Origin of the sequence: Eubacterium sp. AF22-8LB (assembly GCF_003458715.1) — a bacterium.
Taxonomy (GTDB): Bacteria; Bacillota_I; Bacilli_A; order Erysipelotrichales; family Erysipelotrichaceae; genus Holdemanella.
This window is the reverse complement of record NZ_QRVI01000003.1, coordinates 69,763-96,211: the sequence shown is the minus strand read 5'-3', so window position 1 is coordinate 96,211 and position 26,449 is coordinate 69,763. Positions and strand designations below refer to the sequence as shown.

At 34.1% G+C, this 26,449-nt stretch carries 25 protein-coding genes and 1 riboswitch; of the genes, 4 read left to right on the top strand and 21 right to left on the bottom strand.

Going from position 1 to position 26,449, the window contains the following annotated elements; all coding sequences use genetic code 11:
• Nucleotides 1-64: 64 nt before the first annotated feature.
• The 9 genes from DWY01_RS02035 to DWY01_RS01990 all read right to left on the bottom strand — a co-directional run bounded on the left by DWY01_RS02035 (nt 65) and on the right by DWY01_RS01990 (nt 11,989).
• Nucleotides 65-3,247, bottom strand: a complete 3,183-nt coding sequence (locus DWY01_RS02035) for a CAP domain-containing protein (RefSeq protein WP_158553636.1) — start codon at nt 3,245-3,247, stop codon at nt 65-67.
• A gap of 102 nt (nt 3,248-3,349) precedes the next feature.
• Complete coding sequence (locus tag DWY01_RS02030) at nt 3,350-3,655, bottom strand: hypothetical protein (RefSeq protein ID WP_117992669.1); 306 nt, start codon at nt 3,653-3,655, stop codon at nt 3,350-3,352.
• A 382-nt stretch (nt 3,656-4,037) separates the two neighbouring features.
• Nucleotides 4,038-5,414: a GGDEF domain-containing protein gene (locus tag DWY01_RS02020; protein ID WP_199519829.1), complete on the bottom strand. Its 1,377-nt coding sequence runs from the start codon at nt 5,412-5,414 to the stop codon at nt 4,038-4,040.
• Nucleotides 5,415-5,460: 46 nt separating this feature from the next.
• Complete coding sequence (thiE, locus tag DWY01_RS02015; RefSeq protein WP_117992667.1) at nt 5,461-6,090, bottom strand: thiamine phosphate synthase; 630 nt, start codon at nt 6,088-6,090, stop codon at nt 5,461-5,463.
• Nucleotides 6,087-6,857 carry a hydroxyethylthiazole kinase gene (gene thiM / locus DWY01_RS02010; RefSeq protein WP_117992666.1) on the bottom strand — a complete coding sequence of 257 codons (771 nt, stop codon included), beginning with the start codon at nt 6,855-6,857 and terminating at the stop codon, nt 6,087-6,089. Before thiM ends, thiE begins: the two co-directional genes overlap by 4 nt.
• Nucleotides 6,838-7,371 carry an energy coupling factor transporter S component ThiW gene (gene thiW / locus DWY01_RS02005; RefSeq protein ID WP_117992665.1) on the bottom strand — a complete coding sequence of 178 codons (534 nt, stop codon included), beginning with the start codon at nt 7,369-7,371 and terminating at the stop codon, nt 6,838-6,840. The genes thiM and thiW overlap by 20 nt, the downstream gene beginning before the upstream one ends.
• 187 nt (nt 7,372-7,558) lie before the next feature.
• Nucleotides 7,559-7,655: riboswitch (TPP riboswitch) on the bottom strand.
• Nucleotides 7,656-7,806: 151 nt separating this feature from the next.
• On the bottom strand, nt 7,807-8,556 hold the full coding sequence (locus DWY01_RS02000; RefSeq protein WP_117992664.1) for an N-acetyltransferase: 750 nt from the start codon (nt 8,554-8,556) through the stop codon (nt 7,807-7,809).
• A gap of 61 nt (nt 8,557-8,617) precedes the next feature.
• Nucleotides 8,618-11,248, bottom strand: a complete 2,631-nt coding sequence (gene ppdK / locus DWY01_RS01995) for a pyruvate, phosphate dikinase (protein ID WP_117992663.1) — start codon at nt 11,246-11,248, stop codon at nt 8,618-8,620.
• A gap of 300 nt (nt 11,249-11,548) precedes the next feature.
• Nucleotides 11,549-11,989 carry a Spx/MgsR family RNA polymerase-binding regulatory protein gene (locus tag DWY01_RS01990; RefSeq protein WP_117992662.1) on the bottom strand — a complete coding sequence of 147 codons (441 nt, stop codon included), beginning with the start codon at nt 11,987-11,989 and terminating at the stop codon, nt 11,549-11,551.
• Between the two features lie 103 nt (nt 11,990-12,092).
• Here DWY01_RS01990 and DWY01_RS01985 point away from each other — a divergent pair, with 103 nt between their 5' ends.
• Entirely contained in the window at nt 12,093-12,650 is a 558-nt protein-coding gene (locus DWY01_RS01985) for an HD domain-containing protein (RefSeq protein WP_117992661.1), read from the top strand.
• 11 nt (nt 12,651-12,661) lie between these two features.
• Here DWY01_RS01985 and DWY01_RS01980 read toward each other — a convergent pair whose 3' ends face one another.
• The 4 genes from DWY01_RS01980 to mraY are packed head-to-tail and all read right to left on the bottom strand — an operon-like array spanning nt 12,662 to nt 16,688.
• Nucleotides 12,662-13,552 carry a PHP domain-containing protein gene (locus DWY01_RS01980; protein WP_117992660.1) on the bottom strand — a complete coding sequence of 297 codons (891 nt, stop codon included), beginning with the start codon at nt 13,550-13,552 and terminating at the stop codon, nt 12,662-12,664.
• Between the two features lie 10 nt (nt 13,553-13,562).
• The gene (locus DWY01_RS01975; protein ID WP_117992692.1) at nt 13,563-14,384 is read right to left on the bottom strand and encodes an undecaprenyl-diphosphate phosphatase; all 822 of its coding nucleotides are present in this window, start codon (nt 14,382-14,384) and stop codon (nt 13,563-13,565) included.
• Entirely contained in the window at nt 14,384-15,706 is a 1,323-nt protein-coding gene (murD, locus tag DWY01_RS01970; RefSeq protein WP_117992659.1) for a UDP-N-acetylmuramoyl-L-alanine--D-glutamate ligase, read from the bottom strand. Before murD ends, DWY01_RS01975 begins: the two co-directional genes overlap by 1 nt.
• A gap of 1 nt (nt 15,707) precedes the next feature.
• Nucleotides 15,708-16,688: a phospho-N-acetylmuramoyl-pentapeptide-transferase gene (mraY, locus tag DWY01_RS01965; protein WP_243001940.1), complete on the bottom strand. Its 981-nt coding sequence runs from the start codon at nt 16,686-16,688 to the stop codon at nt 15,708-15,710.
• 146 nt (nt 16,689-16,834) lie between these two features.
• Between mraY and rpmB the strand changes: the two genes are divergently transcribed.
• Nucleotides 16,835-17,026, top strand: coding sequence for a 50S ribosomal protein L28 (gene rpmB / locus DWY01_RS01960; RefSeq protein ID WP_003865181.1), 192 nt, complete (start codon nt 16,835-16,837; stop codon nt 17,024-17,026).
• A 54-nt stretch (nt 17,027-17,080) separates the two neighbouring features.
• On the opposite strand, the gene DWY01_RS01955 is transcribed toward rpmB, so the two are convergent.
• From DWY01_RS01955 to DWY01_RS01930, 7 genes are all read right to left on the bottom strand, one after another.
• Nucleotides 17,081-17,446 (bottom strand): hypothetical protein, encoded by a 366-nt coding sequence (locus DWY01_RS01955; protein ID WP_117992658.1) that lies wholly within the window; start codon nt 17,444-17,446, stop codon nt 17,081-17,083.
• Nucleotides 17,447-17,537: 91 nt separating this feature from the next.
• Nucleotides 17,538-19,682 (bottom strand): 1,3-beta-galactosyl-N-acetylhexosamine phosphorylase, encoded by a 2,145-nt coding sequence (gene gnpA / locus DWY01_RS01950; protein ID WP_117992657.1) that lies wholly within the window; start codon nt 19,680-19,682, stop codon nt 17,538-17,540.
• Nucleotides 19,683-19,698: 16 nt separating this feature from the next.
• Nucleotides 19,699-20,790 (bottom strand): ABC transporter ATP-binding protein, encoded by a 1,092-nt coding sequence (locus DWY01_RS01945; protein ID WP_117992656.1) that lies wholly within the window; start codon nt 20,788-20,790, stop codon nt 19,699-19,701.
• 11 nt (nt 20,791-20,801) lie between these two features.
• Nucleotides 20,802-20,975, bottom strand: a complete 174-nt coding sequence (locus DWY01_RS11635; protein ID WP_199519828.1) for a hypothetical protein — start codon at nt 20,973-20,975, stop codon at nt 20,802-20,804.
• Nucleotides 20,976-20,985: 10 nt separating this feature from the next.
• A complete protein-coding gene (locus tag DWY01_RS01940; protein ID WP_117992655.1) occupies nt 20,986-21,846 on the bottom strand; it encodes a carbohydrate ABC transporter permease in 861 nt (286 codons plus the stop codon).
• A gap of 11 nt (nt 21,847-21,857) precedes the next feature.
• Nucleotides 21,858-22,739, bottom strand: coding sequence for a carbohydrate ABC transporter permease (locus DWY01_RS01935; protein ID WP_117992654.1), 882 nt, complete (start codon nt 22,737-22,739; stop codon nt 21,858-21,860).
• 76 nt (nt 22,740-22,815) lie between these two features.
• Nucleotides 22,816-24,144 (bottom strand): carbohydrate ABC transporter substrate-binding protein, encoded by a 1,329-nt coding sequence (locus DWY01_RS01930; RefSeq protein ID WP_117992653.1) that lies wholly within the window; start codon nt 24,142-24,144, stop codon nt 22,816-22,818.
• A gap of 182 nt (nt 24,145-24,326) precedes the next feature.
• On the opposite strand from DWY01_RS01930, the gene DWY01_RS01925 reads away from it, so the two are divergent.
• A complete protein-coding gene (locus tag DWY01_RS01925) occupies nt 24,327-25,163 on the top strand; it encodes an AraC family transcriptional regulator (protein ID WP_117992652.1) in 837 nt (278 codons plus the stop codon).
• Nucleotides 25,160-25,345, top strand: coding sequence for a hypothetical protein (locus tag DWY01_RS01920; protein ID WP_117992651.1), 186 nt, complete (start codon nt 25,160-25,162; stop codon nt 25,343-25,345). Before DWY01_RS01925 ends, DWY01_RS01920 begins: the two co-directional genes overlap by 4 nt.
• A 14-nt stretch (nt 25,346-25,359) precedes the next feature.
• On the opposite strand, the gene DWY01_RS01915 is transcribed toward DWY01_RS01920, so the two are convergent.
• Nucleotides 25,360-26,442 (bottom strand): GGDEF domain-containing protein, encoded by a 1,083-nt coding sequence (locus DWY01_RS01915; RefSeq protein WP_117992690.1) that lies wholly within the window; start codon nt 26,440-26,442, stop codon nt 25,360-25,362.
• Between the last annotated feature and the right edge of the window lie 7 nt (nt 26,443-26,449).

Here is a 26,449-nt window from a genome sequence, read left to right as displayed (position 1 = left end):
TTATCTAATGGATACCCATTTCCATCTACATCATCTTTATACTTATTTTTCATAGTAATCCTTCTTATTTATTTGTGTGTTTTTCTTTTCGAGACAATTTACAAGTTGCAACCACAGCACCAGCAGCACCTAACATTGTTGTCATACCAAATCCTGCAATTGCCGTTTCTACACCTGTATTTACTGAACTTGATTGTTTTGTATCATTTTGTTTTTTCTCAACTTCTTTGTTACTTTCTTCTAAATGCTTTTTCAAATCATTCTTCGCATTTGTTTCTTGAATGATTGCTTGATCATATTCTGCTTTCGCCTTTTGATATGCAGTATTCACAACATCAAATTTATGTTTTACTTCTTGATAAACCTGTTCTTTTTCATTCAAATCTAACAATGCTGCTTTATACTGTTTTAATAATGTACAAATAGATTCATAACCATCAATAGTTAAAACTTCTGTATCCAATTTCTTATCTTTTAAATCGTTGTAACAAGCTACTAAACTATCCACTTTATCCTTTTCTGAATTTAATTTAGTATATTCCATTGTCAATTGTTCTAAAGATTTCTCTAATGTTTTAACTTTAGCTGCTAAATCTGTTTTTACTGTTTCAGCCTTGACTACAGCATTCTTAGCATTTTCTAAATTTGCAAATGCATCATTCACATTTTGATTTAGTTTTAATAAGTTTTGATAATCCTCTTCTTTTTTATTTAAATACAACTCTTTATCTTTTAACACTCCCTTCTTTTCATCTACAACATCCAATTGATCTTTTAAATTCTTCTCTGCACTATCTAGTTCTGATTGTCTTTGATCCACTTTATTGAATGCCAATTGCCATGCATCTGTTTTATCTTTGACAATAGATTCTTGTTTTGAAATGTTAGCCTTGATTTTATCTACATCTAGTTTTGACTGATTTAATTTTTGAATCTCTGCTTCTTTATCCTGAATTGATTTTTGTGCTTGTGCTGCTAATTCTTTAGTTACACTTAACGCATCCATTTTATTTGAAATAGAACCATTTAAATCATGAATCTGATTTTCAATTTCCTCTTGTTTTGATTTTGCCAAGTCAATCGCATCCAATGCAGTTTGAACATTCGCTTTTGCCTGTTCCAAGTTCTTTTGTTGCGCCAAATAGCCATTCATAAATGAATTGTAGTCTGTTTGTCCTTTACTCAAATCATCAAGAGCTTTTAAATATGTTTGCTGCGCTTCTTCGACAGTTTTATATATAGCCATTTCCTTTTGTGCTTTTAACAACTCTTCATTGGCCTTTGTATATTCTTCTAAAGCCTGTTCGTGTTGTTTAAATACATCATTAAGCCCATTCACATAAGATGTTAATGATTTTTCATATTCATCCACTGTCATAGTATAATCAGATCCAGTAAAGTCAAATGTTTGAGAATAATCATTACAACCAGGATTCACTTTTACTGTTTGTCCTAATGCGAAACCTGTATAGTTATATCTTTCATCCAAAATATTGTAGTAATGCCCAATCTTTTCCCATAAATCAGGCCATGTACTATATACTTCCATGCTTGTCATGTTTTCTAGATTTGGATACTTACCTGAAGCAATCGCATCTTGATACAACTTATATTCAGAATCATACCATCCTTTAAATGGATTATAATGTTTTGATCCATATGCGATATTCTCTCCACAAGTATATAAACCTAAATGATTCCATTTCGAACTATGTTCTAATTGAGCAATATTTCCAGACGCATCAATTTGTGCAATCACAACTAAACTTAAATCCACCTTTAATTCATTCAAACCATTTTGTTTACGTAGTGCATTACATTCCTTAATATAATCAATCGTTTCGATCATGTTATCTAGATTGGTTGGATCTGTGTCTGCACCTAGTTTACATTCATACAAATTATCCTTATTTATAAGATTTTCATCTTCCATCATATATAAAGAATATTCTGCATGGATCGATTTAAAATATCCATAAGAACCTTGATTCCATTGATTCAAAGCATCTTGATACGCATCATTTAAAGATTCTAGTTTCTTTTGTGCTGCTTCTACCGCTGCTTTTTTATCATTCAATTGACTTGATTCTGCATCAAACTTAGCTTTTGCATCCTCAAATTTCGTTCTAGCCAATTCGACTGCTTCTTGAAGTTTTGCGATTTCACCATCCTTTAATGTTGCCTGTTCTTCCATCGCATCCATTTCTGCTTGCACTTTATTTTGTTCTTCTACTTTTGTATCATAATTTGATTTTGCTTCTTCAACCTTTGATTTGGCAACATCTAAATCCGATTGTGTCTTTGATAATGAAAATTGAAGTGTAGCTACTTCACTATTGATAGATTCAATCATAGAGTTATAGTTATTTAGTTCCAATTCTAAATTTTGAATTTCATTTTGAATAGCTTGAATCTGTTCAGAATTATCATTTCCATTTGCTTCAGATAATTGTTGTTGCAAAGAAGCTAATGTATTTTCAGCATTTGTTTTCGCGTCCAGTGCTTCTTGTAGTTTATTTTGAGCATCCCTTAATGCTGCTTCACATTCTAAAACCTTACTACTTAATTCTTCTTGTTGAGTCTTAGCATCATTCAATTCTGTTTGTGCTTGCATTACAGCATTTTTTGCTTCATCAATAGCTTGTTTTGCCTTTTCTACGTTTTCTTTAAAAGAAACATCATCCAAATTTTGTACCGCTTCATCATAAGTCTTTTGCGCTTTTTCTAATTCAGAAACCGCCTTGTTGTATGTATCCTCTGCTTCTTTTCTAGCTTTTTCAGCATTTGCCTTTTCCGTAGCTACCTGATTTAAATCTTCTTTCTTGTTTTTAATATCTTGTAGATTTGACTTCATCGCATCCAATACAGCCTCATTTGCACTAGACTCAATTTGATTGGATGTATAAGAAGCTTTTTCATAAACTTGTTTTGTAGCATCATATTTGGGTTGAACTTTATCTAATTCAGCCTTAGCTTCTAGTAGTAATGCCTTTTTAGATTTCACTGTATCTTGTGCTTGGAAAATAGCATCTGCCAATACATCTTCTTTACTTTGTGTTTGTTTTACAGTACTCGTCAAAGCCGTAGGCTCAGTGCCCTCTTTTGCATATGCAGTAAGTCCCATAGATTGCATTGCCATTCCAGCCGCTACAAGTAACATTGCCTTTTTTCGAATCGTCATTTTATTCATCTTATCTTCCTCTACTTTCTTGATTGATAGAAACCCTTCATTTCTCGTTCTTGTCATGTATATCATCTTCCAAAATCGTGTTTTATTCATCATGCAATTCGCCATCATTCAAAAAAATAAAAAAAGATTCAATCAGAACCTGATCAAATCTCTTTAACTTTAGCCAAATAATATACAACATCCTATTTCTAAAACTGGAAGAATTCCTAAGAAATATAATAATACGTCCCCGGATAAACCACAATTCTCCAGTGCCATTCCAATTGGAACACATACAAGTACAAATACACCCAAAATTGTAAGTCTTCTGAATTTTAATGCGAAATATAGAAACGATGTACATCCGAGTGCAAATGCCATATCAAATTTTACACCTACTGCCATTTCGATTACAATTGAAATTCCAAAACAAATTAACCAACGAATTACCACTTCCATAATCATTCCCATTTTATCATCTGTCATATACAATCTCCTTCTAAGCTCTATACGCTTTTTACAGTTATATTGTATTTGTTTTCAAAAATTATAGATATCTTAGATTCGCCATCATTTTTAAAATAAAACGAACACCATAAGATGTTCGCTTTCTCATTATGCAGGTTTATTCCCCTGATTGTCAGGCTTTCGTGCATTATGTAGGTAGCACGGACTCGATGAGGATTAAAGACATCCTCTGGCTTTCCAAGATACCCTTTAATCAAATCTACCTCTTGTGAGTGGATTTAGGGAAGGGGCTTGAATTCCTCCTTACGAATACAATTTTTAACGATGCCTGCTCATCGTGATACACACAAATAATACTTCAATTTGTACTTTAACGCAAATAATTTATGCTTAACAACAATTACAGATATTGTCTTCTTCGATCATTACCACTCGTTGTATAATAATCCATTTTATTCTGATACATTCTTTCATCGGCTAACTTACTTATTTCTTGAACCGAATCAAATTCTTGTTCTGAAGACTTGACGACACCATACGATACAGATATCGAATTTGAGTACTTACCATGCCAATTTGAAATGGTTGAATCAAATACTTTTAATATATGTTGTAAATCGGATATGGATTGGGTCAATAAGACCACAAATTCATCTCCACCAATGCGATAGATTTTACCATAAGAGGCAAACGCAAATTTCATACAACTTGAAGCAGCACAAATCAGTTCGTCCCCAGCACTATGTCCCATTTTATCATTGGTTTGTTTTAGGCCATTCAAATCCAATGAAATATAAACCCATTCACTATTTAAATCCAACTTTTGAATATCCGCCTCATATGCATGTCGATTTAAACATTTTGTAAGTTCATCCGTATTTGAAGTATAGATATATTTTTCTTTTTCATACTTCTCCTTTAACACTTGAGAAAGCATTAACACCAACAAACAAGAAGCAAGTGTTAAATAAATACCAACAATCAATATCGCAACAATATTACTTTGCGAATTCATCGATTCAGACATGCATACAGACACATTATAATTCCCGTGTTTTCGCGTTACATAATTATATTGTTTATTAGTAGTTAAAATCTTTTTCCCTATTTTATTTTTATCTGTAGCTCCCTCAATCACTTTTGTCTTTGAATTTACGACATAAATCTCCATTCCCTTATACACTGGCATATCGGCTACGACATTTGAGATTTGGTTTTGTTTCAATTCTTTTAATAAACGCTTAGGCGTAATACCCACTTGTACCATATGCGTTTTCGATTCATTCCAAGTAATCGCATACATCATCTCTTTAGCTTCGGCCGTATTCGGTGTAACATCCTGACATAATGTTAAATCATAATTGTTTAACATTTGTTTAAAGAACGCCATTTGTTCACCTGAATCAAAGCTATATCCAAAATACTTAGGTATTGAACCCGAATAGATTGTTCCCGTATCATCAATCAAATGAATCTCATCCACTGACATTAAAGATGCGATCTTTTGAAGTTCATCAATATCATATTCCACTTCCGGCTTAGCATCGACAATATAAGATATGGCTTTAGCACGAACAATATAATCATCCTTTAACGATTTCACAAACTGTTTTTCATTCGACTCATTTTTATCAATCACCGCAATCACCCGATCTAATAATACGTTTGATGTAGTTTGGGCATTCTTTTCATTCACATATCTTAAAATACATGTTTCAAGAATCAGAGCTATGGCAACAATGGTGATTGAAAGTATTAATATTTTTCTTTTCCTCATAATTACTATTTTAGGTTATATTTCACAAAAATAAAAGTGGCATTTGTTATGCCACGATCTTGTTGATAGATTGTTTCAATTCTTCAGCTGCCTTTTTTGTATCCTCTTGATCCATAATAGCCGATACAACACAAACACCTTGAATAGGACTCTTTTCTAATACAGAAAGATTATCTTTATTTAATCCTCCAATTGCACAGACTGGAATATTGACAGCTGCACAAATATCATTTAATGTTTCAACACTTGTAATCTTTGTCTTAACATGCGTCTTTGTCGGATAAATGGCACCACAACCCAAATAGTCAGCACCATCAGCCTCTGCTTTTTTCGCAACTTCTACTGTTTTTGCGGTAGCCCCAATAATACAATCTGGACCCATGATTTTACGCGCTACTGAAATAGGCATATCTTCATTTCCTAAATGAACACCACATCCTACAGCCATTGCGACATCCATTCGATCATCAATAATTAATGGGATATTATAGGCATCCGTTATATTTTTGACTTTTAATGCCAATTCATAATATTCCAATGTTGATTTATTCTTTTCACGAAGCTGGACAATAGTTGCTCCACCAAGACATGCTCCTTCTACTTTACGCAAGAATGTTTCATCATCATAACCATCTGAATTGGTAATAAAATATAATGTATAATCTACTTTTTTCATCCTAACACCTCAATTTTAAACAAAGATTCATCAAAACTTCTAAGCTTATAGATTTCATCCATAAAATGCATATGGAAAGTTCCTGGACCATTACACTCTGTCTTTTCTGCAGCTACCTCATAATAACAGGTTGCCTTCACACAAGCCGATAATGGAGAATAACTAGCTAAAAATGTAGCGATCGCCACATTTAACATACATCCAGTTCCTGTAATTCTTGAAAGCATGTCACAACCATTAGAAATCAAATTCACTTCTTTACCATCTGTTATGACATCAATTTTGCCACTACACACCACTACACAGCCTAGATTTATAGCCATCTCTTTTAGCCATTTCGCGCTTTCATGAATATCCTCTTCATCTAGAACATCCGCATCTACACCGTGCGCATGACTTGTCATTCCATAAAAAGCTTTACATTCACTAATATTACCCTTAATAACGGTTGGACAATATAAAGAAACAAGTTCTTTGGCATAATTCAATCGAAGTGTTGAACAAGCCACTCCAACTAAATCTAAAATGAATGGAATTTTATTTTCTTTGGCACACTTAGCACTAATCATCATAGACTTAGCTCTTACATCATCAAAGTTACCTAAGTTTAATGCCAAAGCCGCAGAATGGCAAGTGATATCATCAACTTCATCGGGGTGACAAGCCATAATTGGCTTAGCCCCCAAAGCTAATATAAGATTTGCACAATCGTTAATTGATATCGGATTTGTGATACAGTGAATCAAATTATTTGTTTGTTTCAACAAATTTTTGCACTCCTAACTTTCTTTGAATATTTTCTAGAATACCACTACGAGACATCGACTTCAATAAGATATACGCAATACTTCCACCAATGATTGTACCCATTAGAAAACTTGGTACATAGAACATCCATGTAAGTCCTGTTCTTCCCCATAAATATGTCATAACAGGATATGAAACAACAGAACCAAATAAACCTGTACCAATGACTTCACCAAGTACGGCAGCCCAGATTTTTCCTTTACTTACACGATATAAGATGCCTGATAGCGTAGCTCCAAAAATAGCACCAGTTAAAGCCAATGGTGGAATTCCCATAACAGTCATACGGATTAAACCAATAGCTAAAGCACAAAGAAATGAATACCAAGGCCCCATAAATACAGCCATTGTGATATTAATAAGGTGTGCCATAGGACACATTCCTTCCACACGCAAAATTGGTGAAATGACCACTCCAACAGCTACCATCATTGAAAAAAAGACTAAGCTTAATAAGTAATTGTGTTTATTCATAAATACTACCTCCTATAGACACAGATGGCCTAGAAAACACGCAAAAAACCATCTGTGGTTTCGGTATTAGACAAACAGTCCTCTCTCATCCTGTTAATTCAGGCTCCCTCGCTTGTTTTCTATACTCTAGGCGCTCCCCTACAGCAAGGTAATAAAATAAAAAGACCTGCACCGTAAAAAGACAGGTCAAAAAAACATCTATACTTCCTACGCCGGCATTATCCGTCAGGTTTAATGGGTCGAAGTCGAACTTCCTCTCAGCAATAGCTCCCCAGATTTATTTACTACATCTAAAATTTTAGTACAAAACAATACAAAGTGCAAGCCAATATGTAATCAATCATGAAACAATACAAAAATTATTTCTTATCTATCTTCTTATTCTATATGTTGTATTTATTATTCAAAACCATCCTATCTCAAGATAATTAATGCTTATTTTTGCTTTTCAACAACTTTTAAAAACTTCTTCTCATTCATTACATCATTTGTCACATATTCTCCATTATAGAATAAGGCATAAGTAGTGATGGGTGTAGGCGCACTTTGCGCCTTTTCTTTTGTATTTAGATGAATCGCTTTAAATGCAATATTATGTTCTTTAGCTACTTGTTCAACAATCGGAACATATTTCGCATTAAAAGGACATTGGCTCGTATAATATAAGACAAAGCCTGACTCTTCTATATGACATTCTTTTGCGTAAGATTTAAATTGAGGAACTTTAGAATCATTAAAATTCAAGTGCCACAATTGAATACCATTACCCGCTTCATCACAAACCTTAAAACCTTTATGTGTTAAAAACTTAGGGTCTGCAAGATACGGTGTCTTCTTTTTACTGGATAAAATACAAATTCCATCCATACCCTTCTTTTGACTATCCTCAATACACATATTTAATAATTCATTTGAATAGCCATGACCCTTTAAAGATCCAGATACCCATAGACAATCAACATATATATAATTTTCTGCATCGATTGGAATCCACGCATTCTTTGCCGGAATATATTCTATAAAGCATTTCCCTCTCAAGACTGATTTAATAAAGACAAGACCATCCTCAAAACGATCTGTCAGCCAATCTTTCTTTGATCTTACTTGAACGTCTGAATTGTTACTAATTGCACAACAAATGTGTTCTTGTTCTATATTTTCTTTCGTCACATATATATAATCCATTATTTAAAACCTCTAACTCAGTATACTAAAAGGAGTTGAAATCCATCAACTCCTAAGTGTTTTATTTATCGAATTTAATAGCAGCCTGTGCAGCAGCAAGTCTTGCGATAGGTACACGGTATGGTGAACAAGAAACGTAGTTCAATCCAACTCTATGGCAGAATTCAATACTTGCTGGATCTCCACCATGTTCTCCACAAATACCTAATTTAATATTTGGACGAGTACTTCTTCCAAGTTCAGTCGCCATCTTAACAAGTTTTCCGACACCTCTTTGATCTAAGTGTGCAAATGGATCTGATTCAAAGATTTTCTTATCATAGTAGTCTTGTAAGAATCCACCCGCATCATCTCTTGAGAATCCAAATGTCATCTGTGTTAAGTCATTTGTACCAAATGAGAAGAATTCAGCTTCTTTCGCAATTTCATCTGCCAATAATGCAGCACGAGGAATTTCAATCATTGTACCAACATGATATTTCATGTCTAATTCTGATTCTTGAATCAATTTATCAGCTACATCACAAACAACCTTCTTAACATAACGAAGTTCTGCAACATCACCAACTAATGGAATCATGATTTCAGGTTCAATCTTCCAATCTGAGTGTCTTTCATTGACAGCTAATGCAGCCTGAATTACAGCCGTTGTCTGCATTTCAGCAATTTCTGGATATGAAATTGCCAAACGACATCCACGATGACCCATCATAGGGTTGAATTCATGTAAGCTAGAGATAACAGATTTCAATTCATCCAATCCAATGTGCATATCCTTAGCTAATTGTGTAATGTCATATGAGTTTGTAGGCAAGAATTCATGTAAAGGTGGATCCAAGAAACGAATCGTCACTGGTAGACCTTCCATAGCTTCATAGATTCCTTCAAAATCACTTCTTTGCATAGGCAAGATTTTTTCTAATGCAACACGTCTTTGTGCAGATGTTTTAGAAACAATCATTTCACGAACCGCTTTAATACGATCCCCTTCAAAGAACATGTGTTCCGTACGAACTAAACCAATACCCTGTGCACCAAATTCATGTGCTTGTTTTGCATCATGAGGTGTATCCGCATTTGTACGAACCTTTAATGTACGTCTTTCATCCGCCCAGTTCATGAAACGTTCAAAGTCACCAGAAATACTTGCAGGAACTGTTTTAATAGCACTACCATAAATATTTCCAGTTGAACCATCTAAGCTGATCCAATCTCCACGATGATATTTCACACCATTGATTTCAAAATATCCTTCATCATCATGCATATTGATATCGCCACAACCACTTACGCAGCATGCACCCATACCACGAGCAACTACGGCAGCGTGACTTGTCATACCACCACGTACTGTTAAGATACCTTGAGATACGTGCATACCTTCGATATCTTCTGGACTTGTTTCTAAACGAACTAAGATAACCTTGTGGTTACGACTTGCTTCTTGAATGGCTTCTTCAGCACTAAATACGATTTGTCCACAAGCAGCACCAGGACTTGCTGGTAATGCAGATGCGATTGGTTCTGCCTTCTTTAATTCTTCTGCATCAAACATTGGGTGTAATAAAGAATCCAATTGTTTAGGCTCTACCATCATTAAGGCTTCATCTGTAGAAATCATACCTTCATCTACCATGTCACACGCAATTTTTAAGGCAGCCTGCGCAGTACGTTTACCATTACGTGTCTGCAACATGAACAATTTACCTTTTTCAATAGTAAATTCCATATCCTGCATATTACGATAGTGAGTTTCTAATTTCTTTGTGATTTCAACGAAATCATCATATGCACCTGGAGCCACTTCTTTTAATTGATCAATCTTTTGAGGTGTACGAATACCCGCAACAACATCTTCCCCCTGTGCATTCATTAAGAATTCACCATATAGTTTATTTTCACCAGTACTTGGATTACGTGTAAAGGCAACACCTGTACCACAATCATTACCCATATTACCAAATACCATCATCTGTACGTTAACTGCAGTTCCCCAGCTTGAAGGGATATCATTCATCTTACGATAGTAGATTGCACGAGGGTTATTCCAAGAACGGAATACCGCCTCGATAGCCCCCATCAATTGTTCCTTTGGATCTTCTGGAAATTCTGATTTTAATTCATTTTTGTAGAACGCTTTAAACAATTCTACTAATTTTTTCATATCCTCCGCATTTAAATCCAAGTCGTCCGTAATACCTCTTTCAGCCTTTACTTCATCGATGATCTCTTCAAAACGTTTTTTACTCAACCCCATAACAACGTCTGAATACATTTGAATAAAACGACGATATGAATCATATGCGAAACGATCATTATTTGTTAAACTAGCGACTGTTTCTGCAACTGTTTTATTCATACCTAAATTTAAAATAGTATCCATCATACCAGGCATACTTGCACGTGCCCCAGAACGAACAGATACTAATAAAGGATTTTCTACATCCCCCAATTTTTTTCCAGACTTCCTTTCTAATAAATCTAGATATTCCATAATTTGAGCTTTAATACCATCATTGATAGTTTCATTATCTTCATAATATTGGTTACAAGCTTCTGTAGTGATTGTGAATCCATAAGGCACAGGCATACCTAATTTAGACATTCCAGCTAAGTTAGCACCTTTTCCACCTAGCAATTCACGCATCGTTTCATCGCCTTCATTAAATTCATAGACATATTTTTTATCCATATTATTTTACCTCCTATTTGTAACCGTTTACATGTGTAAACTATTATAACACACAAATTTACATAGTGATAGTTTTTTTTAAAATTTCACAAACAAAATATACATTATTCGAAATCAATCAAATAAAACTCAAACATTTCATTTATATATTGTCAACAAACAAGAAGAAAATACTTTTATAGTAAAATCCTTCTTTTCATATATTCCCGATTTCTAGCTTTATGTATGAACAAAAAGTTTCTATATTTATTTTTTTTAAACCAAAATCTTAAAATATAAAAAAAGAACTAGATTTTTACTCTAGTTCACATTAGCCTGTTCTCTACACTTACCACAAACTGAATAGTTTGGACAAGTTTCTGTACACGCATTGTCTACAACCGTTCTTAACTGTGCAGGCATCATTGTCGTGATCTCATCATCATCATAACCTACCACAAGACTCTTTTCAGATAAAAGGATAGGTCTTTTTAAAATCGAAGGATTTTGCTGAATCAAAGTTACGAGTTCCTTCATGGAATAATCTTCAATATCTTTATCTAACGCTTGAAAGGCTTTAGAACGAACCGAAATAATATCCTCCGTACCATTTTCGCATCGCGACAATAAATATTTAATTTCACTTTCCTTCAATAAAGAAGTAAATATGTTCTTTTCAACAAATTCAATTTGGTTGTCCTTTAACCACTGTTTTGCCTTACGACAACTTGCACAACCTGGAGATGTATATAAAATTACCATAATGAGTCCTCCTTCAACTAATTATATCATAGTACTAGGTTTAAAAGAAATAGTTGTATCTTATAATTATATGTGCTATATTCATTTTCAGTGAGGATGAAAAATGGAAAAAGCTATTTTATCTAGAATCAACTTAAAAACACAAGATTGCGATATCTCAAAAGAATATTTTGAGACTATTGAAGATTTAATTAATACAAAAGAAGTACAAGACTTAAAAAAATGCAGCCAACATTTAGCTACATCTCGCTTTCAGCATTCTTTAAACGTTTCCTATTATTCCTTTTTAATTTGTAGAAAACTAGGATTGGATGCCTATAGCGCAGCTCGTGCTGGTTTATTACATGATTTATATTACTATGACTGGAAAACAGATGACAAACGTCCTATTGAAGGCAATCATGCAAAGATACATCCTATTATCGCACTAGAAAACGCAAAAATGTTGACACAAACAAATAGCACAATTGACGATGCTATTCTACATCACATGTGGCCTTTAAAAACTACAAGACCTAATACAAGTGTTGGATGGATTATTCAGGCTATAGATAAATTCTGTGCCATTACAGAAATGGGATTTCAATCACTATTTAGAGCCAGTCGCTCAAACAATCTATTAAGCTATTGCGTCTTATTTAGCTTTGTACTTACATTTTAAAAAAGCAGCTATTATGCTGCTTTTAATTTTGCCTTAAACTTTTCTAACCAAGCCGAACCATCCTTATTTAAACCATATTCACCCATTTGAATACTTGGCTTTTTTTCACCATGGAAATCACTTCCACAAGTAATCAATAAGTTATGTTCTTTCGCTAAGTTTTCATAATATACATTTTGTTCAGGCGTATGATAATTACTATAAGCTTCAATACCATCCACACCAGAATCGAATAATACCTTCAACATTTCATCATTCTTGTAGAAAGTATTAAAAGGATGTGCAACTACGGCAAGGCCTCCTGCCTCATGAATCTTTTTAACAGATTCTACAAAATCAGGCATTGGGACATACACGAACAAATCCGATCCATATTGACATTTATCCCAAAAGAAATTAACGGGTGCAGGATCACTTCTTTTTCCACCAGGAATATAATCCTTAAAATCTGGAATATCTTGATAACGAGGATCATTAAACATATGCGTACACATCACAAACCAAGGATTTGTACCATTTGCCTCTTTCAAGATAGCTTCTTCATCAATTTCTACACCATACTTTGCCCTTAACCTATCACAACGAGTTGAAAACGCATTTCTAGATTTAACCTGTGTCTTATCAAGTAGGCTTTGAAAATATTCATCATCCACATCAATGCCATACCCCAATAAATGAACATCCGTATATCCAATGCTTGTAGAACACTCTATGGCAGGAATCACTTCGATGCCAGCTTCTTTTCCAAGCTTGATCATTTCCTTAACACCACTGACACAATCATGATCACTTAGTGCAATGGTCTTTAAACCTCTTTCTTTTGCGATTCCAATCAATTCTGCAGGTGTAAACTGACCATCCCCAGAATAATTAGAATGCATATGCAAATCAAATTCGTTCATATCCTACCTCTTATAATACATAGAAAAATAAAATCACAAAAATACCTAAAATAATACGATACCAGCCAAATACAGTAAAGTCATGTTTCTTTACATAGTTCAATAAAGCTTTGATCGCAAATAAACTCACAATAAACGCTACTACCGTTCCCACGAACAATAAAACCAATTGAGACAAACTAAACAATCCAACATTCACAAAATATTTGATAACCTTTAATAAACTTGCACCAAACATGACAGGAATAGCTAGAAAGAAAGAGAATTCACTTGCGACTGTTCTTGAACAACCACAATATAAGCCACCTAGAATTGTAGCTCCAGACCTAGATGTACCTGGAATCAAAGCTAGACATTGAAAGAATCCAATCTTTAAGGCTGAGAAATAATTAACTTGCTCAAGCGTTCTGATTTTTTCTTGTCTTGGATGCTTCTCAATTAAAATAAAAATAATACCATACGTGATCAAGGCAACCGCAATCACAAAATTTTTAGATAAGTATCCCTCAATAATGTCATCAAACAAAAAACCAATGACAGCTGCAGGAATGACACCCACAATGACCTTTGACCATAATTGCAACGTTTGTTTCTTCTTGATTTTCGTCTTTCTTTTATCAAAAGGATTTAGCTTCTGATAGTACAAGACTAAAACAGCTAAAATACTACCAAACTGAATAACAACCTTGAATACCTCAAAGAATTGGGCTGGTTCAATCGGCCAAATACTCGCAAATAATATTAAATGTCCTGTCGAAGAAATCGGCAGCCACTCTGTTATCCCCTGTATAATTCCTAATAATATCGTTTTAATGATATTGATTAAGAATATCATTCTTCATTCCTTTTCGATGCATAGTCATGAACCATTTGTTTAAAAATTTCGCCCCTAATTTCATAATTTTTAAACTGGTCAAAACTTGAGCATGCTGGGCACAACAAGACAATGTCTCCCGGCTTTGCACTGAGTATAGCCTTTTCAAATGCATCCTTCATTGTCTCTACACTGGTTTGATTTGTGAAGATATCTTTAAATTTATCCTTTGTCTGACCAAATGAAATACATTTTTTAACTACCGCATCATATTGCTTCAAATCATCAAAGGAAATATGTTTATCTTTACCGCCACATAATAAAATAACATTCTTTTCAAAAGCCGATAAACCAGCACATGCCGCATGTGTATTTGTTGCCTTTGAATCATTATAGAAACGAACATTATCAATCGTATCTACATATTCAATACGATGTTCTACCCCACTAAATTCACGAATTACTTCCTGAATATTAAATAAGGATACACCCATCAAATAAGCCATACAGCTTGCCATCATCGCATTTCCACAATTGAATTCACCCACAATCTTTAAGTCGGATAAGGTAAATAATTGTGTATCTTTATAATATGCATATTTATCATCCTTATATAGATCCACATCTTTTCTTTTTAAAGAAAAGTCAATGACCTTACAAGGAATATTTTGTGCATACTTAACTACATTTTCATCATCCACATTACGAATGAAATAATCATCCGCATTTGTGTTTTCATAGATTCTCATCTTACTCTGGTAATACGCCTCTAAGCTATCCATATAATCCAAGTGATCTGGTGCTAGATTTGTCACAGTCGAAACATGAGGTCTAAATGTTTCAATTCCTAATAATTGGAAATTACTTAATTCCAAAGCCACATTATAATCTGTATCTGTATGCTCTAATACAAGCTCACATAATGGCGTACCAATATTACCTGCCACTAAACTTTTCTTTTGACGATTCAACATCTCGTACAACAAAGTTGTGACAGTTGTCTTTCCATCTGTACCCGTAACAGCTGCATAATTAAAGTTTTTCGCAAAGCGATAAGCTACTTCAATTTCAGTATAGATTTTAGCGTTTTGTTCCACAAAATAATGCACAAACGGAACACGATACGGAATGCCAGGATTCTTTACAATAAAAGCATATTCCTTATCTTTTAAGCAGTCTGGATGACCCCCATCAAAAACTTCGATACCCAAGTCTTGCAACTCAGCTTTTTCCTTGATTTCATTCGAATCTGTTAAAACTACATGATACCCATTCTTTAATAAAAGCTTACTAACGGCAATTCCACTACGGGCAGCCCCAATGACTAATACAGTTTCCATTCTACATTACCCCCAAAACAAGTCCAAGAACAGCTAAGATCACACCGACAAGTCTAAAACGAGAAACAACCTTCTGTTCTGACCAGCCACACATTTCAAAATGGTGATGCAAAGGCGCCATCTTAAAAATTCTCTTATGTGTTTTTTTATAATACGTAACCTGTATAATTACGCTGCAAACTTCAGCCACAAAAACAAATCCAATGATAATCAATAAGATCTCCTGTTTTAATACCATGGCAACAGCAGCGATGAATCCGCCTAAAGCTAATGATCCTGTATCCCCCATAAAGATCTGGGCAGGATGCTTATTAAACTTCAAATAGCCTAATAAAGCGAAAATGACAATCAAAATTAGACATGCCACATTATTTACGCCTTGCACAAACGCAAAGATAGCAAATGGGATCAAGGCAATAACCATTTGACCAGCACACAATCCATCTAAGCCATCCGTTAGATTGACGGCATTGGTTTCGGCAGTAAACATAAAATACACTAAAATAAAATAGAACCATTTTAAATCAATTGTGACATCCATCAATGGAATCCAAATATCCGTCGTTGAATTTCTGCAATATAACAAGAAAAAGACAACGGCCAAAATAGATTGTAGTAAATATTTATATTTAGGTTTCAATCCCTCATTATTCTTTTGAACAACAATAATATAATCATCAATAAAGCCAACAACACCATAACCAACAAATGCCAACAAAATAATCATTGTATTCATATCCAATTTAAATGGTGTAAAGAAAGAGCATACGACATACACTACAGTAGGTACAATGATAAAGGCAAGTCCTCCCATTGTTGGCGTACCATTCTTCTTTTTATGGCTTGCCAGCCCCTCCTCTCTTTCTGTCTGGCCAAATTTAATCTTATGTAAATAATCAATCAATCCAGGCATAATTAACAACATTATGACAAGTGTAATCACACACATGAAGGCTATCCATAAATAGTTCGAATTCAACATGATTTCGTCTCCTTTTTTCAAAACAAATATATTATATCATTCTATTCTATCTCAAACAAATTTTTAATTCAGGGGTTGAAATACAGGCTTGTTAATGGTATTATAGTTAAGCGATTGCGTAAATGAAAGTAAAGGAGGACATTAAGATGTCAAGAGTATGTGCAGTATCTGGAAAAGGTCCTTTATCTGGAAATAAACGTTCTCACTCAATGCGTGCTTCTCGCCGTAAATGGAACGTTAATCTTCAAAAAGTTCGTGTTGTAGTAGATGGAAAGCCTCAAACAATCCGTGTTTCTGCTAGAACATTAAAAACTTTAAAGAAACAAAACGCTATTTAATTTTAGATAATTAGGATCCTTAAAAAAATTATGCATAAGATAAAAAAGAAGAGTTCACTCTTCTTTTTTTCTTTTATCCATCTTTTCAACAATCTGTTTTGCAACCTTATAATCTTCTTTGAACTGATAGTTATGTTGAATCACCGGACCTTTCGATATATATACATATACCCTTTCTCCATTTAATAATGTAATTTCAACACCCACATACACTTTTTTCATTTCGACGAAAATACTCGTATTCAAAGTACTAACTAACACTCGATGAGAAAACATTGGTGATTTTCCTTTATACTTTGCATGTTCATACACAATTTGACCTTTAACAACATCCTCGTATCTATAAATTCCTATACTACCATCACATATTGAAAATGCTTTATTCTCATCATCGAAAAGAATACTGTTTTCAACACTCATATTATTCACTATCCCATCTACAATAAGCTAAAGGTGTAGAATGATTTCTACACCTCTAGCTTGGCTCTATTTACTTTATTAAAAATAATTATTATATTTCAAACCACTTGATTTCACATGCATCCAATGTTACTTCAAAGCTTGATCCATCACCCTTATAAATCGTAGTTGTCTGTGGTTCATATGTATTATTAACTACACAGAAACTGTTTGTTGATGGATAAACGTTAACATCGACATTATAGTTATCTGAATACCAACGTTTCATTTCATCCTCTTTATGAGCCGCAAAGAAAATAGCACGATATAGTAATCTTACATTTTCAAAACTAAATGGAAGTCCGTTCATATAAACACCACGACCTTTTCCATATTCATTCACCGCTAGATTCACATGAAGATCTTTTTCAGCTAAGATTTCTGTTCCAGGAAGTGCATATACATTATTAATACATTCTCCCCAATCCTCATGCTCTAATTGCTCAGTAATGAAATGATTTGGATGTACTTCCCAATTATACTTGTCTGTATGCATTGTAAAGCCTAGCTCTTCATCCACACCTAAGACATCATATAATGTAAAGTATTTACCATTACGATTAATAGCTGTAGGCTCACCCACACCAATGAATCCACCACCTTGATCTACATAGCGACGCAAAGCTGTAATAACTGTTTCATCAAATTCAGCACCGCCACTAAAGCTTGTATAAGCTGAACCAATATTCATGACAACATCCATATCATCTAAAATAGTTGGGTCTTTGCGAATCTCATCAAAGCTTATGAAATGAACATCAAATGGGAAACCGCTTAAAGCCTCCATAACACCTGTATATGAATAAATCTGTTTATACCAGATCGCATGATGCACTAGATGTGTACCCCATCGACGAAGTTCTCCCCAACTATTGATTACGCCTACCTTTAATAGGTTGTGTGGTACTTGTTGATTGATATGAGAATATAATGTACGGAACTCATCACAAACCTTTTCAATATAGTCAATAAAATCAGGGAAATCTAAGGCAAGCTTTAAATATCCACCATATCCAATGCGATCGACTGGACTACGCAAGATAGCTCTACGAGCCGTTACCCAGTTTACCTTAGCTTCTTTTAATGGATCTCCATTTTCATGGAATACATCTGGGAAGAAGTATGGTAAAAATCTTCCTTCTGTATACTTAACGCCTTTAATATCTGAAATTAAACGAAGTGTCGTTCCTGAACCAACTGAACCAACGACAGAATCCAAACCAATTGATTCAAAATATTTACCGAATGGTTCTGTACCAATCCAGTGGTCCCCTAAGAACATCATCGCTTCTTTTCCATATTCATGACAAATATCAACGAATTTCTTAGCTAATTTAGAAACCTCACGCTGCTGGAAGTCCATAAAATCACGATATTCTTTCGTAGGTACACAGAAAGTTGAGTTATTAAAACCTTTGTTGATAATATATTCAGCTCTAAATGGATATCCAACTTCCTTTTCAAACTGCTCTAAGATATATGGTGATACCGAACCACTATATCCGAACCAATCAACAAATTTTTCACGTGCAAATTCATCGAACTGCAAAGTAAATTGATGGAAGAAGGTTGTAAAACGAACAACATTTACATCATCTCTTTCTTCGCAGAATTTTCTAAATTTATCTAAACAATGCTTTTGTGTTTTTGGTTGACGAACATCAAAGGTCATTTGATGCTCTTCATCCTTCCAATCATTTGTTAGGGCATTATACATGTGTACAGGATCCCAAATCACAAAAGCTAAAAAGCTAACCGTATAAGCATGATAAGGAATCGCATCATGAATCGTTACTTCCCTTGTTTCTTCATCATAATCCCAGTTTGTGACAACTTCATCTGTTGTACGATCAATAACTTCCCACCATCTGTGATTATCTTTTGTATTTGGCTTTAATTGATCCTTATAGAAATGCTCCATGATTTTGATGTTTAATTCTGTTGATTTTGCAGTGACAAAATCACTCATCAAATACATCTGTTGAATTTCATCTGGATTGGCCTTTGCCCACTCATTATCTTTTCTAGTTGTGTAATATGTCGCATATTGCTTGATATCCATATTACGCAATTCTTCAGGCATATCCGTTCCATCACAATCACGAATCGCATCGGCTTTCCAACGTTTAATAATCTCTAAGGTTGCATCAATTACATCCACATCTGTCGGTACAGTTACTCGTCCTGTTTCAATCATTTTATTTTCTCCTAAATTAATCAATTCTATTTTCAGTTTCTAAATCAAAGAAATGCACTTTCGATAAGTCCATTGTTAGCTTGATTGTCGTATGTGCTTCTGGCTCCAAACGAGAATTTACTTTAGCACACATGTTTTGTCCTTTTAATGATCCGTGCAATATATATTCATGGCCTAATAATTCGGCAACTTCAATTTCAAAATCGAAAATTGCACTTGGATACGTATCCGCAACAATACCTTCTCCATGTAGATCCTCTGGACGAATACCCATAATAACTTCTTTTCCATCATATGCAGAAAGCTTTTCTTTAAACATCAAAGGAATTTCAATCTTCATATCATCCACAATAAAGAATCCATCCTTATAAACACCTTTAATAAAGTTTGTAGCAGGAGCCCCTAAGAATCCAGCAACAAATAAGTTTGCAGGATTATTATAAATTTCTTTTGGCGTACCAATCTGCTGGATATATCCACCCTTCATAACAACAATACGATCTGCCATTGTCATGGCCTCTGTTTGATCGTGTGTTACATAAATTGTAGTAGCCCCAATTCTTTCGTGTAGCTGAATGATTTCAGAACGCATCTGTACACGTAATTTTGCATCCAAGTTCGATAATGGTTCATCCATTAAGAATACTTTCGCATTACGTACAATGGCACGACCTAAGGCAACACGCTGTCTTTGTCCACCAGATAGAGCTTTAGGCTTACGATCCAAATAAGGTTCAATTTCCAAAATACGCGCTGCTTCATGAACACGCTTATCAATTTCTTCCTTACTATATTTACGAAGTTTCAAGCCAAAAGCCATATTCTCATATACACTCATATGTGGATATAGAGCGTAAGACTGGAATACCATCGCAATATCACGATCCTTTGGCTCCACATCATTCATTCTTTTTCCATCAATGTAGAAATCCCCTGCGCTAATTTCTTCCAAACCAGCAATCATACGCAGTGTAGTTGATTTACCACATCCACTTGGCCCTACAAACACAATAAATTCTTTATCTTTAACTTCTAAATTAAAGTCAAATACAGCTTGCACATTGTTGTCATATATTTTATCAACATGCTGCAATGATAACTCTGCCATACTTCTTCCTCCTATTTATGTTTCCTGTTGTATAAAAACAACAATGTTAGTAAACCCGTCAATCCAACGATTTCAATCATCAGATTGCGAACACTCACCGTCTTCTGTGCCCAAATGATCATGCCCAAGAACACAAAGAATAAAACGATCATAATTATGTTCATTACTTTATTTTCATCTCTCATATTAGACACCTTACTCTTTCATTCCACCAATACTCATACCTTGTGTAATCTTCTTTTGAACACAAATATAAAGAACCAATGTTGGAATCATAACTATTACCAATCCTGCATACATAACACCAAAGTTAGCTTGTGATTTAGCATCGGCCATCAAATATTTAACACCAACGGCCAAGGTCGCATTTTCTTTATCCATGAAAGTAAATGCAATAATATATTCATTCCAGAATGCCAAGAACTGAAATAAAATCACGGTAATAATACTTGGGCGTGCCATCGGAATCATAATTTTAGTCATGGTCTTAAAATAACCACAGCCATCAATACGAGCAGCTTCTTCATATGCCTTAGGCAACGTTTTAAAATAGCCAGTCAACAAATAAATCGTAAACGGCAAAGCTGTTGCAGCATAAACAACAGATAACCAGAATTTACTATTCAAGAAGAAATCAACACCTAGCTTGATATCTGCATTAAATAACATTAAGAAAATTGGTAATACAATATAGTTTACATTGACAAACAATCCAGCCATGAACAATCCGTTAAAAAATTTTTTGCCCACAAAATCAAAGCGTGCAAGAACATAAGATGCAGGTAGCGCAACCACTAACAAGATTACAAGAGATAATGCCGTAACAATAATTGTATTTAACAAATAATCTCCCATTCTTGCCTTTACGAAGGCATCCGCAAAGTTTGACCATAGCATTTGTTTAGGAAAATCAAATGGATTACCGCTAACAAGTTCAAGCTGTGATTTTAAAGATGCCAGAAACACCCATGCGATTGGCACAATAATCGATATTGCCAAAGTAATCAATGCAACATAAACAAAGATTTTGTATAAAGGAAAATTACGCTTTTTCATATCTCATCCTCCTAATACTGTAATACATCACGTTCAGTGACCTTATTTATAATGGCTGATAACGCAAATGAGAATACGAAGATACATACTCCAACGGCCATACCAAATCCATATTTACCTGCAAACGCATTGTTATACATATAGTTCAATGCGACTTCACTGCCTAAGTTACCTTCACTTGTTAATTGCACAAACATAAACGATAAATTAATTGTAGAAATCACAAAGAAAGTTAAAGTTGTACGAATATTATCCCAAATCAAAGGCAACGTAATCATAAAGAATTGTCTTACTTTACTTGCCCCTTCAAGGCTTGCTGCCTCATAAAGGTTTTCAGGGATACTTGTCATACTTGACATATACATAACCATGTAATATCCAATGGCCTGCCAAACCAATGCACCAATAATCGAATAGTTGATGATTGCTGGATTTCCCATCCATTTTTGCTGCCAAGATTCAAGTCCAATCATGCCTAGGAAGGTATTTAAAATACCATTTGATGGCTGATAGATTGCTGAGAAGATTCCCGCAATAACAACAATACTTAAAATATTCGGAATATAGAAAATAACACGGAAGAAGTTCTTTCCAATAAATTCTTCACGAGTTAATAAGGTTGCGAATAAAACCGCTAACACCAATGTAATGATTGTGATCAGCACAACATACAAGATTGTATTTTGCATGGCCTCAATAAAACGCATATCGTTAAAAAGAACCTTAAAGTTAAACAAGCCCGCAAAAGTGGCATCACTTACGAAATTGCTCTTTTTAAAGAATGCCGTCTTAAATACATCAATCGTTGGAATAACCATAAAAATGACAACTAAAATAACGGCCGGTGCAAGACACGCAAATACGAAACGGTTTTGTGCTTTCTTTTTATTCATGAGTTACCTCCCATCTTTGAAAAAGCGACGAGCAACAATTTGCTCATCGCTTTCATGTTTAATATACTAATTTTAATTATTCAGCAACTGCCTTATTTTTAGATAACTTAACCCAAGCATCTGTTAATTTCTTTTGATAGTCTTTTGTAGTTAATTCACCAGTAGCTAAAGAATCGATTGAGCCAAATACTGTAGCTGCACGGTCGAAATCAGGTAAATTATCTGTGTTATAAGGAGCAAATGCACCTAATGCTGCAGAAGCATTGTCATATACTGAGAAGAATTCTTTTGTATATCCATCTTCCATAGCTGCGATTGTATCAGACATAGTTTTTGTTGGAACAATATTTCCACCTTCAGCCATGATCTTAACGCCTTCTTCAGAATAGATAAACTTCAAGAATGCTTTCGCATCATCAACGTTTTTAGCTTGAGCAGGAATCCATACTTGTTCAGTCATAGAACCTACGAAACGTTCACCATCTTTTTCAAGAGCAGGCAATGGAAGTAATCCCCAGTGATAATCTTCAGGAGTTGTATCTGCCATTTCATTCACTACCCAGTCACCATTTGGCATAAATAATGCTTTTCCATCAATAACAGCCTGTTGGTTCATTGTGAATCCATCTTTCGCATTCGCATTCGCTACTGTATCTCCATATAAATAATCAGGACTTACTAATTTAGCTAAAATATCGATAGTTTGTTTAGCACCATCTGTATTCCAAGCATCCTTGTCATAATTTAATACATTTGTTAATAATTCTTCTCCACCAGTTTCCTTCAACAATGCATTTAATGTATTATCAAAGTAACCATTTGTTGGATATGTGAATAATGCTATACCATCTTTCTTAGCTTGATCACCTAATGCCCAGAATTCTTCCCAAGTTGTTGGAAGTTCGTATTTCTTGCCTTCACCAACTAATTCAGTATTATAGAAGAATCCAGCAGGTGTAGTCTTAAGTGGCATCAAATAAGATTTTCCATCTCCATAATATTGTACGATACTACTATTCGCATAGTTTTCATCCATACCTACTTCTTCAACAACATCTGAAATGTCTAATACTTCATGTGTATTTAATTGCGTTTCTGTATATCCAGAAGGTTGACCTAAATTATAATAAACAACATCAGAATATTCACCCTTCGCATTTTCTTTATTTAATACATCTGGCAATTCTTTTTCAAAACGCAATTGAACATCTACATCTGGATTTGCCTTTTCAAAAGCCTTAGCCAATTTTGTGAATACTTCTTCACCATTTCCACCAGAGAATGAATCGAATTTAAGAACACGTTTATCTCCAGAATCAGAATCATCAGCTGGTTTGCTTGAGCATCCTGCCAACATTGAAGCTGCCATGGCAAATGATAATCCAGCAGTAATAAATTTTTTCATACTTTACCTCCTATATAATTCGTATGAACTCCTTTTTCTTACACGCTAAGTATATCTTATTTGTAAGCGCTTTATCATAAATATATGGTCCTTCTTTTTAGATATATTGCGATTTATGATTTCAAAAAACAAAATTGATAAACAGTAAAAAAGAATATATAATAATAAAAAAGAGGTGTTTTATGAGTACACAACGCTTTCAAATCGACCAAGTCAACTTCAATCAATCTAGATCTAAGCTACTATATATTACGGAATCGAAATTTGATCACGAATGGAATTCCATGCTGCACACACACTTATATACCGAAATGTTTTATGTGACAAAAGGAAATGGTCTTCTATGTTTAGATAATAAAGCCTATCCTGTAAAGGAAGACGATTTAGTTATTGTGAATCCCCTAGTTTCACATACAGAACGCGGGATTGAGAATGTTAATTTTGAATATATCGTTATGGGAATTGAAGGTATTACTTATTTCTCAAAGGAACAAGATGAAGAACAAGGCTGCAGCATTGCCAACTATTATGACTATAAACATGAAGTCTTATTCTATTTAAAAACCATATTACTTGAGGTGAAGACAAAAGACATGGAATACCAGTCTCTTTGTCAAAATCTCTTAGAAGTTTTACTGATCAACCTAATGCGTCGTGCTCATATTAGTCTAAAAACCACACCTGTCAATAAAGCCAATAAGGATTGTGTCTTCATTGAAAAATATATTGATGCTCACTTTAAAGAGGATGTCACACTTGATAAATTAAGTGAAGTTACATTTTTAAATAAATATCATATTGTACATGTCTTCAAACAATATAAAGGAATTTCTCCCATTAATTATATGATTCAAAAAAGAATTGAAGAAGCCAAGCTTCTCCTTTCAACAACCAATCTACAAATTTCAGAAATTGCTATTATCGTTGGCTTTACGAGTCAATCCTACTTTGCCCAAGCATTCAAAAAAGCAACCTGTATTTCCCCATTACAATATAGAAAGGATCATTCAAAACAATGAATCAAAAAGATATGAATGAATTACTCGAACTTTGTATAAGTGAAAAAGATATTAAAAAGCTTTCTAAAAAAGGATATACAAAAACCGAAATCATTAATATCAAGAAAAAGAATGATGAAATCAAAAAAGGAGTTACCATTTTAGATGTCATCAGTGAAATTCTAACTTGGCTTCTATCTTAAAAGGAACAGCGAAATCACTGTTCCTTTTCTTTCTTCTGATGTTTATGCATGTACATATTTTGATCTTCCAAGTCCTTGACACTCACAATATCTCCTGTCAATAATAAAGCCGATCCATATGAAACCTTTGGTAAATATGCAAGCTTTCTACGCTTTACTTCCATTAAATGTTCAAATTTTAATGAACACGCATCCTCATTCCGATTATTTTTTAAGAGTACACAGAATTCATCTCCACCAATTCTGTAACAATATCCATACTGGGCATAAGCCCCCTTGATACAATTCGCAATGACACTTAAACACAAATCTCCTTTAACATGCCCATATACATCGTTGACATGCTTAAAATCATCCACATCAAACACAATCAACATCCCATTTGTATAATGCATCTCTTCACTACGATTCAAGAAACTATTCTGATTTAATAATCCAGTCAATGCATCTAATTGATGCCACATTTCACTACAATATATAAAATATAAAACTGAAAGTAACGTCACACACATCCAACTCACATGAAGATTTGGAACGATTATTTGTATGATTGTTTCTGCGCCTAAGAAAATCACTAGCGGATAAACCAATGCCTTGCTTCGATTTTGAAACTGTTTTGAAAATATAATTGTTGATAAAGATAAATATAATATACTCAAGAAATACGCAAAAATATAAATAAAGAAATAAGGACCTCGCGAATATATATTACTTTGACTCACAGAAAACACCCAGCCGAATGGAATAGAAAATCCAAGAATCAAAAGATATATGATTTCACATAAAATGGCAATCTTTAATTCCCATTTCAATTTCATCTTTTTATCTAGCACATATACTAAACATATACATACAGAGGGTGTTAGTCCAAAGCCTAGATAGTTCGATATAATATTTAACCAACGATACTTTATTGGTAAACCATCTACCTTTAATGTTACAACTTCTAATAAAGAAATAAACGCAATCAATCCAAACGCAAAAAGGAAACCACGCTTCTGTTTTTGGTTCAGTGACTCGCTTAATTTAGTCAAAACACACATAAAGCCAAGGACAAATATATCGATTGATGTCAGTACATAAAAATATCCATTCATTCTTTTA

Bases quoted from the DNA above. Each gene is read 5' to 3' on its own strand.
- DWY01_RS02035 (WP_158553636.1), bottom strand. From the start codon at position 3,247: ATGACAAGAACGAGAAATGAAGGGTTTCTATCAATCAAGAAAGTAGAG.
- DWY01_RS02030 (WP_117992669.1), bottom strand. From the start codon at position 3,655: ATGACAGATGATAAAATGGGAATGATTATGGAAGTGGTAATTCGTTGG.
- DWY01_RS02020 (WP_199519829.1), bottom strand. From the start codon at position 5,414: ATGAGGAAAAGAAAAATATTAATACTTTCAATCACCATTGTTGCCATA.
- thiE (WP_117992667.1), bottom strand. From the start codon at position 6,090: ATGAAAAAAGTAGATTATACATTATATTTTATTACCAATTCAGATGGT.
- thiW (WP_117992665.1), bottom strand. From the start codon at position 7,371: ATGAATAAACACAATTACTTATTAAGCTTAGTCTTTTTTTCAATGATG.
- DWY01_RS02000 (WP_117992664.1), bottom strand. From the start codon at position 8,556: ATGGATTATATATATGTGACGAAAGAAAATATAGAACAAGAACACATT.
- ppdK (WP_117992663.1), bottom strand. From the start codon at position 11,248: ATGGATAAAAAATATGTCTATGAATTTAATGAAGGCGATGAAACGATG.
- DWY01_RS01990 (WP_117992662.1), bottom strand. From the start codon at position 11,989: ATGGTAATTTTATATACATCTCCAGGTTGTGCAAGTTGTCGTAAGGCA.
- DWY01_RS01985 (WP_117992661.1), top strand. From the start codon at position 12,093: ATGGAAAAAGCTATTTTATCTAGAATCAACTTAAAAACACAAGATTGC.
- DWY01_RS01980 (WP_117992660.1), bottom strand. From the start codon at position 13,552: ATGAACGAATTTGATTTGCATATGCATTCTAATTATTCTGGGGATGGT.
- murD (WP_117992659.1), bottom strand. From the start codon at position 15,706: ATGGAAACTGTATTAGTCATTGGGGCTGCCCGTAGTGGAATTGCCGTT.
- mraY (WP_243001940.1), bottom strand. From the start codon at position 16,688: ATGTTGAATTCGAACTATTTATGGATAGCCTTCATGTGTGTGATTACA.
- rpmB (WP_003865181.1), top strand. From the start codon at position 16,835: ATGTCAAGAGTATGTGCAGTATCTGGAAAAGGTCCTTTATCTGGAAAT.
- DWY01_RS01955 (WP_117992658.1), bottom strand. From the start codon at position 17,446: ATGAGTGTTGAAAACAGTATTCTTTTCGATGATGAGAATAAAGCATTT.
- gnpA (WP_117992657.1), bottom strand. From the start codon at position 19,682: ATGATTGAAACAGGACGAGTAACTGTACCGACAGATGTGGATGTAATT.
- DWY01_RS01945 (WP_117992656.1), bottom strand. From the start codon at position 20,790: ATGGCAGAGTTATCATTGCAGCATGTTGATAAAATATATGACAACAAT.
- DWY01_RS11635 (WP_199519828.1), bottom strand. From the start codon at position 20,975: ATGAGAGATGAAAATAAAGTAATGAACATAATTATGATCGTTTTATTC.
- DWY01_RS01940 (WP_117992655.1), bottom strand. From the start codon at position 21,846: ATGAAAAAGCGTAATTTTCCTTTATACAAAATCTTTGTTTATGTTGCA.
- DWY01_RS01935 (WP_117992654.1), bottom strand. From the start codon at position 22,739: ATGAATAAAAAGAAAGCACAAAACCGTTTCGTATTTGCGTGTCTTGCA.
- DWY01_RS01930 (WP_117992653.1), bottom strand. From the start codon at position 24,144: ATGAAAAAATTTATTACTGCTGGATTATCATTTGCCATGGCAGCTTCA.
- DWY01_RS01925 (WP_117992652.1), top strand. From the start codon at position 24,327: ATGAGTACACAACGCTTTCAAATCGACCAAGTCAACTTCAATCAATCT.
- DWY01_RS01920 (WP_117992651.1), top strand. From the start codon at position 25,160: ATGAATCAAAAAGATATGAATGAATTACTCGAACTTTGTATAAGTGAA.
- DWY01_RS01915 (WP_117992690.1), bottom strand. From the start codon at position 26,442: ATGAATGGATATTTTTATGTACTGACATCAATCGATATATTTGTCCTT.